The 14,645-nt window shown below is 62.9% G+C and carries 9 protein-coding genes; 2 read left to right on the forward strand and 7 right to left on the reverse strand.

Features of this window, described 5'->3' with window-relative positions; all coding sequences use genetic code 11:
* Positions 1–267: 267 nt before the first annotated feature.
* From C2L66_RS09175 to C2L66_RS09190, 4 genes are all read right to left on the reverse strand, one after another.
* The gene (locus C2L66_RS09175; RefSeq protein ID WP_227242513.1) at positions 268–1,206 is read right to left on the reverse strand and encodes a glycosyltransferase family 2 protein; all 939 of its coding nucleotides are present in this window, start codon (positions 1,204–1,206) and stop codon (positions 268–270) included.
* 201 nt (positions 1,207–1,407) lie between these two features.
* Positions 1,408–2,844: a hypothetical protein gene (locus C2L66_RS09180; protein ID WP_227242514.1), complete on the reverse strand. Its 1,437-nt coding sequence runs from the start codon at positions 2,842–2,844 to the stop codon at positions 1,408–1,410.
* A gap of 57 nt (positions 2,845–2,901) precedes the next feature.
* A complete protein-coding gene (locus C2L66_RS09185; RefSeq protein WP_060600458.1) occupies positions 2,902–4,119 on the reverse strand; it encodes a glycosyltransferase family 4 protein in 1,218 nt (405 codons plus the stop codon).
* A complete protein-coding gene (locus tag C2L66_RS09190) occupies positions 4,107–5,210 on the reverse strand; it encodes a glycosyltransferase family 4 protein (RefSeq protein WP_054930314.1) in 1,104 nt (367 codons plus the stop codon). The genes C2L66_RS09185 and C2L66_RS09190 overlap by 13 nt, the downstream gene beginning before the upstream one ends.
* Positions 5,211–5,612: 402 nt before the next feature.
* Between C2L66_RS09190 and C2L66_RS09195 the strand changes: the two genes are divergently transcribed.
* Together C2L66_RS09195 and C2L66_RS09200 are read left to right on the forward strand one after the other, a co-directional pair.
* Positions 5,613–7,007, forward strand: a complete 1,395-nt coding sequence (locus C2L66_RS09195) for a glycoside hydrolase 5 family protein (protein WP_060602635.1) — start codon at positions 5,613–5,615, stop codon at positions 7,005–7,007.
* A 216-nt stretch (positions 7,008–7,223) separates the two neighbouring features.
* A complete protein-coding gene (locus C2L66_RS09200; RefSeq protein WP_233444896.1) occupies positions 7,224–8,288 on the forward strand; it encodes an acyltransferase family protein in 1,065 nt (354 codons plus the stop codon).
* Positions 8,289–9,015: 727 nt separating this feature from the next.
* On the opposite strand, the gene C2L66_RS09205 is transcribed toward C2L66_RS09200, so the two are convergent.
* From C2L66_RS09205 to C2L66_RS09215, 3 genes are all read right to left on the reverse strand, one after another.
* Positions 9,016–11,304 carry a GNVR domain-containing protein gene (locus C2L66_RS09205; RefSeq protein WP_233444897.1) on the reverse strand — a complete coding sequence of 763 codons (2,289 nt, stop codon included), beginning with the start codon at positions 11,302–11,304 and terminating at the stop codon, positions 9,016–9,018.
* A 3-nt stretch (positions 11,305–11,307) separates the two neighbouring features.
* Positions 11,308–12,594, reverse strand: a complete 1,287-nt coding sequence (locus C2L66_RS09210) for a polysaccharide biosynthesis/export family protein (protein WP_054930309.1) — start codon at positions 12,592–12,594, stop codon at positions 11,308–11,310.
* 149 nt (positions 12,595–12,743) lie between these two features.
* Positions 12,744–13,817, reverse strand: a complete 1,074-nt coding sequence (locus C2L66_RS09215) for a sugar transferase (RefSeq protein ID WP_054930308.1) — start codon at positions 13,815–13,817, stop codon at positions 12,744–12,746.
* Positions 13,818–14,645: the final 828 nt, after the last annotated feature.

Raw genomic sequence — 14,645 nt, forward strand, 5'->3', positions numbered from 1 at the left:
GCCAGCGGGAGATAGCATTGCTCCCACGCTATTCTGTGCATCCGCCGAGCGATTGGATTCTCCTTGACGCACAGAATATTGCGGTAAGACGGAACGCCCGCGCTATTTCTGACTACGAGCGCATAGTCCGCGCCATTGGCAGACTGCTCTGCAATCAGTGCATCCGTCGCGGCAATGAGCTGTTCGGCAACCCTGTGCACGCCCGTTGGCGCTGCTCCAAAGAACTTGCCGTTAAACGCTATCGTCTTGTACATGCAGCACCGGTCCTCAAAGTTTTGCTGCCCGCTCGGGCGTCAGCCTGCCTCGCACGAAATCCCACAGGCCGATCAGATTGCCGCCCAGCCGCCCTCGCCGGTCGATCCACGGCTCCGGCGCAAAACTTCGCACCACGTTGCTACCGACATTGCGCAGAACATGATTGAGTGCGTCGCGCAAAGGCATGGTCTTCTTGCTCACCAGATAAAGCGGATTGATGACCTGCGAATAGCCGAGCTTGCGGCCGGACACCCTGCCTCGCTTGACGCCAAGATGCACGCCGAGTGCAGTATTGATGCGCACCAGGCGACCGCCGCGACTCAGGATCTGGCCGCCGAAGTCGCGATCTTCCTGCCAGCCATAGAGAACAAGACGCTCGTCGAAGCGGAGTCCGGCAATGCTGCTAGCTCGAAAGGCCATGTTGCAGCCGTAGGGGCAGCCCGTCGAAACGACCCGCAAGCTTTCCGGCACGTCCGCCCTTGCCAGGATGGCTTGCCCTTCTTCGACGGAATAACCCGGCCCATGGATACCATCGGCGAGTACCGCTCCCGTGACGCAGGAAATAGTGGGATCGCTATCCAGGGTCTTGAGCACTTCCGCGATCCATCGGCTGTGCATCAGGAAATCATCGTCCAGCAGGACCACGACGTCGGTGTCATCCGGCACGTGCTTCAAGGCATGGTTACGTTGCACGGTCAGGCCGGGCTGGCCCTTGAGCACGAGCAATCCGGGCCGGCTTGCGAGCTTGCCGGCATCCTCGTCCGAAACACAGGAGATGATGATCATATCCGGCTGCACAGTCTGCGAATCGACGAAGGCGACGACACGTTCAAGCACTTCGGCGCGCCCGCGCGTGGCGAAGATCAGACAGACCTTTGCTTGCCGGACAGACGATGGCAGACTCATTTCCCCGGACATGGCTACTTGCGAACAGACAGTCGAATTCAACATTCACCTCGTCGGCCAATGCATGTTTTTCTGGAAATCGGACAACGGCAGTCCGTCTTGTGCGGGATTCGATCGCCCGACCGTGCCAGCGAGCAAGCCATGCCAGCACCTCGGGGTCCATGCTATCGATGCCGCAAACGCAGCACTGCTGCCTACCCCACGCAAACGCGCGCTTCCTGAAAGCCGAAGCGTGTGATGCATGCGCTACGGCTCACGGATGCGAGAAACAACACCGGGCGCTCTTCCCTGCATGCGCGGCGTGGCCCATTCCTGGCGCCTGGGCGCGCGTCTCGGTGCACGTTGCGACAGTGCGCTCGCTGCGGCCGCAAACAGGTAGAAGGTCGCGCCCAGCTCGAACACCCCAGCAGCAAGCGAAGCGACGATCAAGGTCGCGATCATGCCGTGCCGTGCCGCGTGGCAGACGGCGCGTTCCGTCGGCGGGTAATGCGCCGAGACAGGCGACAGCAGCGCCTTGCCAATAAACATCCCGTAGCAGATCACGCCGACCGCGCCCAGGTTTGCCAGCACCACGACGAGGAAACTCGACGCGCGAATGCTGCCCAGTCCTACGCCTACCCCGTACGTGTCGATGAAGTTGGTCACGCCTTGCGTGTTCCAGCTCATCCGTTCGATGCCCGACGAGCTGCCCGCCTTGTTCATGACGGTGGCGTCGACGAAATCGGTCAGCGTTTTCGCCACGCCCGGCATGAACAGGATCACGTAGAGCGTGCCCAGCACGCCCGCGCAGGCAGCGATGATCCACATGCGCTGCTGGCGCGCGACGGCGCCAGCCGAAACACGGCCGGGCCGGCTGACCACCTGGACACACATGTATATGGCCAGCCCGACATACGCCGTGCCGGAAGTGGACATCAGCAACAGTGTCCCCGTCGCTATCGCGAGCGCCCCCGACAGCTTCGCGCGATAATCGAGCAGCCAGAGATTGAGGCAAAAGACGAACAGCGGCAGCGTGAAACTCGAAAACGCAGAAGTCTCGGCGAACGTGCCCGTGATACGCACCAGTCCGCCCAACTCTTCCCCGCTCAGATCGGCGTACTGAGCCGTCTTGATGACCGACATCACATCCAGACCGGCAGCATGAGTGACGAAATCGATCACGCCCGCCGACACGTCGAGAATGGTGAGCAGGAAAATGGCGTTCGCCAATACCCGGTATGCACCGCGATACTTGAGAAACACATACATGCAGGCATACACCACGAGATCGCCGATCAGATAGATCGCCTGCGACAGATTGCCGGAAACGGGGCCGAGCGGCTGCAGCACGGCGACACCCGTGACACTGCGGTCGACCGGGAAGACGAGCGTCGCGCCCTGAAACAGACGCGGCAGGATAACGGCGCCTGCGACACCCCACACGCAGGTGCAGAGCAGCCAGAAGCCCGGCTTTTCCATCGACAGCGCGTCGCCGATTCCCTTTCCGCCAGCGAGATTGAACGCCCTCAGGGCAAAGAAAACGAGAAAGAGCTGCGCCGGCATGATGCCGATCGTGCCCAGACTCAGCGCAAGCGTCATGGCAAACAGCGAAAATACCGCCATCGCGTAAACGGCGCCGCGAAACGATCCATGGAGCACCAGCAGCCCAATGACGATGACCAGGATTCCGTATATTGACGGCACTGCTCCCCCCTCCATTCACCGCACGCATGCGCGAGCGGACTTGCTGTATTGCACGGCTCAGGCAGAGCGCCAGCGGCGAATCTCCGGCGCCGGATCGGCGGACACTTTGCTGTCTTCGACCGCGCGTTCCACCACGCTCAGGAACTCGCGCCTGAACCGTTCCTGAGTAAAGCGCAGCGCGTTGCGGCGACACACTTCCGCGCGGAACGGCGGCGACTGTTCGAAGCGCTCCACCGCATCGACGATGGACTCCACGCTCTGTTCGCCGAAAAAGAGCCCCGTCGCCCGTTCGGGATCCTGCGATTCGACGACGATCTCCCGCACACCGCCACGGCCCAAGGCAATCACGGGCGTGCCGCAGGCCTGCGCTTCCACGACCGAAATTCCGAAATCTTCTTCCGCGGCAAAGACGAATGCGCGCGCGCGCTGCATGTAGTCGACCAGTGCCGCATCGGGCTGATAGCCGAGCAGCGTCACATTGGGCGTCGCGCATGCCTTGGCGCGCGCGAAATCCGTGCCGTCGCCGATCACCACGAGGCGCCGCGAAGGCATCGCCGCGAAGGCCTCGATGATCAGCGGGATGCGTTTGTACGGGACCATGCGCGAGGCAATCAGATAAAAGTCCTCGCGCTCCGTACTGAGTTCGAAGCGTTCGACATCGACGGGCGGATAGACCACCGTGGCGTCGCTGCCGTAGGCCTTGCGAATGCGCCGGCCCACGAAGGCCGAATTGGCGACAAAGGCATCCACGCCATGCGCGGTGCGGTGATCCCAGATACGCATGTAATGAAGCAGCAGACGCACGATCCAGCTCTTCATGCCGCGCTGCATGCCCGCCTCGGCCAGATATTGATGCTGCAGATCCCACGCGTAGCGAATCGGCGAGTGCACATAGCTCACGTGGACCTGATGCGGGCCCGTCAGCACGCCCTTGGCCACCGCATGATTCGACGAAATCACCAGATCGTAGCCGGACAGGTCGAACTGCTCGATAGCCAGCGGCATCAGCGGCAGATAGTGGCGAAACGATTTGCGCGCGCGCGGCAGATGCTGGATGAACGAGGTATGCGCGCGTTTGCCGCCCAGCACGTCGCGCTGCGCCTCAGGAAAAAAATCGACGACGCTGTACAGATCGGCGTGTGGGAACAGTTGAAGAATCTGCTCGACCACCTTTTCCGAGCCCGCATACGCAGCGAGCCAGTCATGCACGAGCGCTACGCGGCCAAAGCGACGTATGTCGTTAGCAGGGGTTGGGGCAAGCGTTACATTAGCCACGGCGAAATCTCCTCGATCAACCTGGCAGCCGTCGCGCGCCAGGTCAGTTCTTCCGTCCGTGTGCGGCCTCGCTCGCGCAGGCTTGCACGCAACGCGGCGTCGGCGGTGATCCGTTCGAGCAGGCGCGCCAGTTCCGCGGGATCGTCAGGCGACGTGTAGAGCACGGCATCGCCGCACGCTTCCTGTACGGCGGGCAATCTCGACGCGATGACGGGACAGCCCAGTGCCAGCGCTTCGACGGGCGGCAGCCCGAAGCCCTCGTAGCGCGATGGATAGACAAAGCACGCGGCACGCCGGTAAAGCGCGGCCAGTTCGCCATCGCTCACGTAGCCGAGGTGCTTCACAAAGGCGGGCAACGCGTCCTTGCCCGCCCCGTAGACGCGCGGATCGCCGCCGCCCACCACCACGATGTCGAACTGCGCATCGTCGATAAGGCGCGCAGCCTCGGCCACGAGCTGAAAGTTCTTGTGACGGTTGAGGCTGCCGACGGCAAGCACGAACGGACGCCCATTCAGCGTGGGTGCCACGGTCCCTTCGTCCTCTTGCACGCGCAACATGTGCTCGCCGCTCTCCGACACCACGCCAATCTTGCCAACCGGAATCCGGTAAGCGTCACACAGTTCGCGCCGCGAGAATTCCGAAACGGTAATGACACGTTTCGATACCCGGCCAAGGCGCGGCGCCATCAGGCGATACCAGGCGACAAACGACCGGCTGTAGCTGTCGGGCACGCGCGTGGGCGCCGCGTCGTGCAGGACCGTCACCTGACGGCGGTACATCAGCGGTCCCGAGTTGCACAGGTTGAGCAGCAGGCGACCGCGCGCAGCCTGCGGTAGCGCGAGTTGCTCCCAACGCACACCGCCGCCTTTCCCACTGGCTCGCAGCCCGACGTGCAGAAATGGGTTCGGCAAGGCAGTCAGTGCTTCGGGCACGATGATCTCGACCTGCAATCCGGCGACAAGCGGATCGCGCAGCTCGATCAGTTGATCGAGCGCCCGGATGGTCTCGAATGCAAAACGATCGACACCCGTCGCACGTCGGCCAAGGAAGCGGCCATTGATCAACAGGTTGGGGGTATGCACGTGTGTCATCGGCAGGGTCCGAGGTGTCGCTCATGACCGGTCGTCATCCGTGCGCGAAGTCACCGCGACACACGACCGGATTCGACAAGCCACGCCTTACTAGTTATGTGGCTTGAAGTGTGTCCGATGTCCCCTGCCGCGAATGTTCGCCGTCGCTCATGGCACGCCAATTCGCGCATGCAATGCCGCTGCTGAACGCCTGATATTTATCCACGGACCGCGCCTTTTGCATCGCAAGTGAAATCCGATGCTCCGCGAAACAGGTATCCGTTCGCCGTCGCACACACCACGGATGCGGCAACGCATCAGAATGACGGCTGCATTCGCCTCCGACCGACGCAAAACCATCGACGATGCCGGCATGGCGCAAAGCGCCCGGAGCCGGCAGCCGTCGCACGCGAGGAATTCGCCGTGAAGCATCCCGTAGCAAGCATTCCTGCCCTGCCTGCCCGCCAGTCGGCCTCTCGCAGTTCACGCCGTGCAAGCCGGGCGAAGCCTCACAGATGGTTTGGCACGCGCGCCGTCGAAAGTCTCGCTACGAGCCTCTGCGTGCTCGCGTGGGCATCGGCCGCGTACGCTGCCGATCCCGTGCGGGCCATGCCTGTCGACGCCTTCATCGACACGCTCGGTGTCGTCACCCACGTCAACTATACGGACGGGGCCTACGCCAATGTGCGCAACGTCGCCGACGATATGAACTGGCTCGGCCTGCGCCACGTTCGCGACTACACGCCCGGCCCCAGCGCGCCATTCGAAAGCTATGTGTTTCTCGCGCAACGCGGCGTCAGGTTCAACTTCCTGGTGCGCTCGAACATCGCGGAGTCGGTCGATCTGGCCGCGCAGTTGAACGCCGCCGTGCCCGGCAGCGTTGCGGCGATCGAAGGCTTCAACGAGATCGACAACTTTCCGGTTCCGTATCGCGGCCTCAGCGGCATGCCTGCCGGCCTCGCCGCGCAGCGCGATATCTACGCACGCGTGCGAAGCACGCCGGCACTTGCCGGTGTACCCGTCTACGACCTCACTGGCTACGACGTCAAGTCAGTCGAAACGCGCGCGGGTTCCGCCGATTACGCAAACCAGCATGCTTATCCGCAAAACGGCGATCAACCCAGCTATAACGCACCGCACGGCGGCAGCTGGATCCCTTCGGCCATCGGTAGCGTCAAGAAATACAATCTGCCCGTCGTCATCACCGAATTCGGCTACTTCTCGATGCCTCAGTCGGGCTGGTACATGATCGGTGTCGACGAGGCGACCCAGGCCAAAGGCATTCTCAACGGTTATATGGACTCCGCCGCAGCGGGCGTGAAACGGATCTATGTCTACGAACTGCTCGACGAAAAGTCCGATCCGCAGAACAAGAGCGGCGAAATGCACTTCGGGATGTTCCGCTTCGATAACAGTCCCAAGCCCGTGGCCCACGCGGTTCGCAATCTCACGACGATCCTGAACGCCAGCGCGCCCACACGTGCGAAGAGCGCGGCGCGCAACACGCTCGCGTACACGCTGTCGGACATGCCGCCATCGGCCAACAGTCTGCTGCTGCAGAAAAAGGACGGTCGTTTCGTGCTCGTGCTATGGAACGAATCGCGGATCTGGGACCGCGCGAAGGGCACGCCTGTCACCATGCCGCCAGCGCGCGTCAACGTCGATTTCGGCGCGACAGCGCGCCGTGTCGACGTGTACGATCCGCTTGTTTCGGCCGCGCCTGTCGACAGCCAGCGCGACGTGCGCCAGCTCCCCATCGACGTACCCGACCACGTCATTCTGCTCGAAGTCACACTCGCGGACACGCCGGGAACCTGAGCACGTCGAGCGGCACCTGCTCGCGGGCGCCAATGCGTTTCCTGTCTGGGATCTCTTGCTGGCAGCGCTCGGTACCATTCGACAAATTACCGGATTGCGTACGGTCACACACGAAACTGCGCACTCATGTGCGCCCTTGCAATGTCAGAATAAACGCGGAATCGCAGAGCATCCACTCCGGCTGGCCTTGGCAAACGTGCAAATCGCGCCCTACACATGAACAAGCTACAGTCTCTTACCGTGTTGCGAGGCATTGCCGCCACAACCGTCATCTTCTATCACATCATGGTGCCGACGGGGCACGCGCTCGGAGAATTCGGCGTCGACATATTTTTCGTGCTGAGCGGTTTCGTCATCGCACTCGTGCTGGACAGCCCCCGCATCACCGCACAGCGCTTCCTCTCTGACCGCATTGCCCGAATCGTGCCGCTCTACTGGGTGCTCACGCTTGTGGTGCTCGCCGGCACGCTCATCGCGCCTTCCCTGTTCAACTCGACCACAGCTTCCTTCGGAAACCTGCTGAAGTCGCTGTTTTTCATCCCCTATCGCAAGGAGAGTGGCTTTATCTTCCCGATGTTGTTTGTCGGCTGGACGCTGAACTACGAGATGATGTTCTACGTGGTCGCGGCCATTTCGCTGGTGCTGATGCGCCGCTACCGGCTGCTGTTCGCGTCGGCGCTGATCCTCGTGATATTTGTCGCGGCGAATGCATCCCGTTCACATGGCGCGATTGCCGAATTCTATTCGCTTCAGCGCATCTTCGAATTTCCGCTGGGCTTCGTGGTTTACCGGCTGTGGAACCGCGGGCTGCGGATGAAGCCGGCGCTTGCCGGCGGCATAGCAGTCGCGGCCTACACGTGGATGGCATACGTGAGCTGGAACGCCCTGTCGGACTCACACCTGCTGTATTTCGGCGTTCCGGCTTTCCTGCTGGTCGTTTGCAGCCTGAGTCTCGAACCGGCGATAGGCTCTGGCCCGCTCACCAAAGGGGCGATATTCGTCGGCGACGCCAGTTACGCCATCTATCTTAGCCATCCGTACTGTGTCGAAGCCGCGCGCAAGCTACTGACGTCGGCGTTCGATGGCGTTGACGCCACCGGGCCCGTCGCGGTGACGGCGATCATCATCGTGGCGATAGCCGTGGGCGGAGCACTCTACTGGTTCGTCGACAGGCCGCTGCACAAGAGCGCACGCCGGCTCTTGCAGAGCGTACCGGACATACGGTTGCGCGGAGCCAGCCAGACTGGCAGGCTTCAACCACAAGCTCATGACCGCCGATGACCAGACGGCGCGCAATGCGCCTGTCAACCAGGACGCACGCTGACCCGCGAAGCACGCACGACCTGTGCACGATCAGTGCGCAGTCGGAAGATGTGTGCGGCTCACCAATTTGGCGGGTCGAACACATCGCATCTCATCTTTTCAAAGCACGTTGGGAAGAAGCCTAAGATAGCGCACGCCGTTATCGTCGTGCCCGGACATGTGTTTCACGCAAATTCCCCAGCGGGCTCAGGTGAGCAGGATTGTGCGGCCTTCAAGGAACGAGAGCGCACCGTCGCCCGCGCCATGCAATGCAATGTCGATGACCCCGGTTGCTGACATGACGTCGTGAGCGCGAGGCGTGCTGAACTCCACGCCGGCGAGCGATCTGCCCAGGTTCGAGAGGATCGGCGTACCCCGGTGTGCGGGTTGCGCCTCTGGTGAACGGCGGCGCCGGCACCTCCCGGACCGCCCGGGGATGCGACACGTCGTCGGAATCGGGGAGCAGCGTTTGCGCCATCTCGACTGGCACCCGTCGATGACGCAAACAGATGGCTGGGTTCACTTTCCTTTAGCACCTACGATACGCAATTGCAGATGCTCAAGATGAACTTCCGCGAGCGGCACTTCGATCGGACATCGATCGCCATGGCCCGTGTGGCCTCGCACGCGAGCGCCGACCCGATTGCCCCCGGTGCCCCCAGCGATCGTAGTGCGAGTTGCCCGTGACACGGCCGGGCTTCCGCGTTCAGGTTCCGCGCGCTGCGTCGCCGCCCGTATTGCTGTAGCTCGCGTAGCCATAGGCGGCATATTCGCTGCCGTACTTGCCGGGCCGCGACGTCATGTCGTTGAAGACGACACCGCGGATCGGTACACCGATCTGTTCAAAACGGCGCACCGATTCGCGCAGCTCCGATACGCTCGTCACACCCTGGCGCGCAACCAGGAACACCATGCCCGCCAGATGGGCGACGATGCCTGGATCGGCAACGGGCAGAATAGGCGGCGCGTCCATCAGAACGACGTCGTACTCGCTGTCGGCCCATTCGACAAAGCGCGCGAAGTTGCGATGCCGAAGCAGCTCGGCCGCATTGGTCACATAACCGCCGTTCGCGACGAAGTCGACACCCGGCATAATGCTCCGATGCACCACGGCATCGTAGTGTGCGCCCTGCATGATGTCCGTGATACCCGGGCTCGCACGCACGCCTACGTGGGCGTTCAGCGTGCCGCGCCGCAGGTCCGTGTCGATGAGCAGCACACGGTGGCCGGACGAACCGAGCAGCGCCGCCAGATTCACCGACACAAACGACTTGCCTACCATCGGCGTCGGGCCGGCGAGCAAGACGACGTGGTTGGGCGCATCGCGCAACGCGAACTCGAGCGCACCCCGGAAACTGCGCAGACTCTCGACGGCCGAATCGAACGACGCCGTGCGCGCCAGCACGCTGCACGTACCTGGCAGGCCCTCCGGCAGCCGCCGTGTGAGCATTTGTTGCACGCGGCTGCGCGGCACGGAAGCATAGACGTGCAGACCCGCGCCCGCCTCGATCTCGTCGACCATCGCGATACCGCTATTCATCCTGCGCTTGAACAGCACGAGCGCCGCGCCGACGAACAGACCCGTGAGCGAACCCGCCACCACGATCAGCGCGCGCTTGGGCCGGATCGGGCCCTCCGGCACGGCAGCGCTGTCGATCAGACGTGCATTCGAGATTTTGCCCGCCTTGGCCAGACGCAACTGCTCCTTGGTGTTCAACAGGTTCGTGTAGATGTTCGTGTCGACCTGGACTTCGCGTTGCAGCCGCAGCACGCTCTGCTCAAGGGGCGGCAGCCGCTTGGTCTGCGCGGCCAGTTCGGCCAGCGCCTTCTCGGCCTCCTCCAGTTGCCCGTTCGTCGCAATCAGTGCGGGGTTGTCGGGCATGTAGCGCGCGTCGAGCTGGGCGCGCTGCTGCCGCAACTCGGCGATGCGGTTTTGCGCCTGCGCCGAGCTCTGCAGCAAGGCAGAGGCTTCCGCGCCCAGATCGACCGCACCGTGCTCCGAACGGAACTGGTTGTATTCTTCTTCGGCTTGCTCCAGCTTCGCCTTCAACTCCGGCAATTGCTGGTTGAGGAACGCGATCGACTTCTCGGCTTCTTCCTGCGTGCGCTGCACTTTCTGCCGCATGTACTCGTTGCCGATCGCATTCAGGATCATGCTCGTCTTCACCGGGTCGCCGCCTTCCAGTGCCGCGCCGATCACCGACGACTCCTTGCCCTTCTCGGAGATCATCAGCCTGCTTTGCAGATCGAGGGTCGCCGCAAGCGCGGACGAGCGTGACAGCTCGAAGGTGACGCCGGGGCGTCCGTCGATTGCACTCACCAGCAGGTCGATCGCGCCGCCCGGCACCTCGGCGTGCAGCGTCTCGCCGACCCGGCCTGGCAGGTCCATGCCATTGTGCACAAGCGCGTACTCGCCGTTGCCTTTCAGCGTGACGATGAATTTCGCCCCGTGCATCCGGTCGGGCACGTCGAAGCGCGCCACGGTGATTGCCTCGTCGCCCCAAGCGTAGCCGCCACGGCCCGACCAGCTCGACACGTTCAGGTGCGTCGCGATCCATCGGCCCACCACCGGGAAATAGCGCGGCGACGCGTTGATATAAAGCTGCGTGGCTTCGACAGCACGCGAGACGACCATCCGCGAGCGCAGCACTTCGATCTCCGCCGAGGCCGCGGTCTTCACCGCGAACATCGACGACACATCGGCTAGTGCGTTTTTCGCGGCGCCATCGCTATCCTCCACGTGGATGAGCATGTCGGCCTGATAGACAGGACGCGCGAGCATCGCGTAGACGAGGCCCACGAGCGTAAAGAGCGACGCGATGATGACAATGGTCTTGCGGCCTTCATACAGGGTGTCGAGAAGCTTGCCGACATACCCGCCCTCCGGCGGCAGTACGCCGTCGTCGACCGACCCCTCTAGCAGATATTCACGTTGTTTCAATCTATCTCTCCGTCGGTGCCCGCGAGCGCGCCGGGCACGTGCATGGATATACAACTATCAGTAGCCGAGTGCCCGGGTCGCCGACGCCGCCTGGGTGGCCGGCAGGATCAGACCAATGACGCGGCTCCACTTGACGAGCGAGGAAGCGTCGACGAACACGACATCGTTCGGCTTGAGTTCGAACGAATCGGCCGTTGCCATCGCGGATGCCGAGGTCGCGTCGAGGTGGTAGACCACGCGCTTGCTCACCTCGCGGCCACGCACGACGTATACCTGCGACGCGTCGCCGGAAGTCTGGCTGATGCCGCCCGCGTCGCCCAGCGCCTGGTTCAACGTCATGCGCCCGTTGTTGAACGGCAGCCCGCCGGGACGCTGGACTTCACCAATCACAAAGACCTTGCTGTCGTTCTGCGCGTAAACACGGACCAGGTCGCCATCGCGCAGGATGATCCGGTCCGGGTTCACGTTGTTGCGGATCATGTCCGGCATATCGACGAGCACCGTCTCGTCGCCGCGCGTCAGCGACACTTTCGATCGATCCGACTTGTCGGTAAAACCGCCTGCCCGGTTGATCGCTTCGGGAAGCGTCATCGCCACGTCGTTGAGCACCTGCACGCCCGGCGTTTTCACTTCGCCGTCGAGATAGACGCGCTTGCTACGGTAAGTCTCGACGCGCACCGTCATCTGCGGCTGCCTGACGTAGCGGGCCAGCCTGGCGGTGAGCATGTCCCTCACGCCCATTTCCGAGAGCCCCTGCACCTTGATGGGCCCGATATAGGCGTACTGGATGAAGCCATTCGTATCGACCGTATAGCCCGGCGCGACGGCAGGGGCGCCCGACGTGCTCGGTCCGCCTCCCGTCGTTGCCGCCGGCATGCTGAGTTCCGGGTGGTCCCACACGACGATGCTGAGGACGTCACCCGGCCCGATCACATAAGGCTCCGCCTTTGCGAACAGGTTACGCACATCGGCCGACACGCCTGTTGGCCGTTCCTCTTGCTGCTTCGCGACCAGGTCATCGGTGATTTCGACGAGCGAGCCCGCGGGTGCGCCATCACTGCCCGTCGCATCCTGCGAACCTGCGCGGCCTGCCGCGGCCTGCGCGGCACCCGCCGCCCCAACGGCGTTGCCCGAAGGCATACCTCTGAATGTCATCCCCGGCGACAGCGCGCATCCCGACAGCAGCACAGCCGCGGCTGCGGGCGCTGCCCATCCGGATGCGACCAGACGGATTGCGCGTGCAAGGTCGAGCCTCGCACGCGCGCGAACCGTTCGCCACCACGAGCACAGGCGCGCGGTGCGCGCCTGTGTCTTCCAGTTCTCGCAAACTCGCTTGAGTTGCATGGTCTAACCCCCTGTTGCGTGTTGGCTGTCCCGCTGCGTACCGTGCGCAGCAGATACGGGCCCGGTGCTACTCGTTCCACGATGCCTTGGCGATGCCCTCTCGCACATGCCCTGCCCGTGTTGCCGCGGGCGGCGTTCAGACTGCAAAGTCAGTAAGCGCCATTCCCCTTGATGACGACCAGGATCGTCTTGAAGAGAATGCCGATGTCGCTATGCAGCGACCAGTTCTTCACGTAGGTGACGTCGAGCGACACGCGCGTGGCGTAGTCGGTTTCGCAGCGCCCGCTCACCTGCCAGAGACCCGTAATGCCCGGCGTCGCCATCAGGTAGTACTTGCTGTTGGCGCCGTAGCGCTCCAGTTCCTGGGCAACGATCGGACGCGGGCCGACCAGGCTCATTTCGCCGCGCACGACGTTCCATAGCTGCGGCAGTTCGTCGAGGCTGGAGCGGCGCAGGAAGTGGCCGATGCGCGTCACGCGCACGTCGTTCTTCAGCTTGAACTCGCGCTCCCACTCGGCGCGCGCCACGGGATCGTTCGCGAGCAGCTCTTCGAGCACCTGCTGCGAATTGACCACCATCGAGCGGAACTTGAGGCAGCGAAACTTTTCGCCGTTGCGGCCCACGCGGGTATGGCCGTAGATCGACGGGCCGCCGTCCAGCTTCACGACCAGCGCAATCAGCACGAGCAAGGGCAGCAGCGCCAGGATCATCGTCAGGCCGACCGTGACGTCGAAGACCCGCTTGACGGCATGCCTGACCGAGCCCTTATGCGGCTCGGTTTCGACGGGATCGTGGTCGGCGTCCTCGCGCCTGAGCCATGCGGTCGCCTGACGGGCCACGCTGAATTCCGCAAAGAAGAGCGTATGCGAGGCGAGCAGCGAAATGCCCGTGGTGAGTGTCCAGTAGATGAACCACGGCATGGAAATCAGGTTGTCGCGATGAATGGCGTAGAGCAAGGCAAGCCCGCAGAGTTGCACGGCGAGCCATGCAAATGCCGTGCGGCCGGCAACGCTCGCGACGGGATGCCGCCCTCGCGGCGGATAGGTTCCACACGCTGGAAACACCGATAACGCGAGTGCCGCGACGAACGCGACGAGCGTGGGGTCGAGCTGATGTGCAGGACCCACTGCCGCCACGTTGAAGTTCAGGTTCAAGTGCAGTGCGCCGAAAGCGCCCAGCACGATTAGCGCGATATCGATCGCACGATGCACCAGCTCGGACATATTCCTACCCCACTGCGTCGCGTGTTCAATGGTTGATGTTTAGCCGCCGCTGTTCGCCCAGTCGTCGCTCGCACTGCGAAAGCCGTCGTATCCGGCAGCAACCTTGCTATGCCCGTTTGCCGCCGCACGTACCCGCTTTTGCTTTCGTGTGCCGCCCACTTTGCGCGGTCCCCTGTGATATCGCCGTCCGCCGTCGAAGCAGGCAGGCAATGCGTAAATCACATCGATAAGGTACGGGGATGGCAAAAGTGATTCCGTGCGCAATCCCACCAACGATTCGCGATCGTCGGATGCGCCTTCTGCAACCCGATTGGATGCGGCAACAACATTGCGCGTTGCGTGCGAGAGCGCACGCAACGCGTGTGTGAAGGTGTGTGAAGGGTTGAAATCGCTGCGGGGTGATTGTCGAGATCGAGAAAAATGTTCTGCGATTCTGCGATTCGACGAGACACGCGGCGAGCGCGAATGGTGTGTTCGACGTCGCCGTTTTGCCAGACAGTTCACGCGGCTGCGCTGCTTCGCCGTGTTCGAAAAGCACTCGCAGAGCGCCGCGCGAAGGCGCGAGCCACGTCTATCGATCGTCAGTCAGCCCGGGCGCACGCACGCAGTGTGCGCGAGCGTACATATGCTTGCGTTCAGGCTCACTACGATCCATTCGCGATGCACCCGGGAACGCGCGCGCTCTTTGGCCGACGCGTCCGCGACGCTTTCGATTGGCAATCTTAACGACTTGCGCGAGATCCGACGCACGTCGAAGCATGCGCGCGTATACCCGGATGGGGAATGTGGCGAGATACGTTTCGCGCCATGCTGTCGTCGCTCGACTCG

Origin of the sequence: Paraburkholderia caribensis (assembly GCF_002902945.1) — a bacterium.
GTDB lineage: Bacteria > Pseudomonadota > Gammaproteobacteria > Burkholderiales > Burkholderiaceae > Paraburkholderia > Paraburkholderia caribensis.

Excerpts from the sequence above, each read along its gene's own strand:
- C2L66_RS09175 (WP_227242513.1), bottom strand. The coding sequence starts at position 1,206 with ATGTTGAATTCGACTGTCTGTTCGCAAGTAGCCATGTCCGGGGAAATG.
- C2L66_RS09190 (WP_054930314.1), bottom strand. The coding sequence starts at position 5,210 with ATGACACACGTGCATACCCCCAACCTGTTGATCAATGGCCGCTTCCTT.
- C2L66_RS09200 (WP_233444896.1), top strand. The coding sequence starts at position 7,224 with ATGAACAAGCTACAGTCTCTTACCGTGTTGCGAGGCATTGCCGCCACA.
- C2L66_RS09210 (WP_054930309.1), bottom strand. The coding sequence starts at position 12,594 with ATGCAACTCAAGCGAGTTTGCGAGAACTGGAAGACACAGGCGCGCACC.
- C2L66_RS09215 (WP_054930308.1), bottom strand. The coding sequence starts at position 13,817 with ATGTCCGAGCTGGTGCATCGTGCGATCGATATCGCGCTAATCGTGCTG.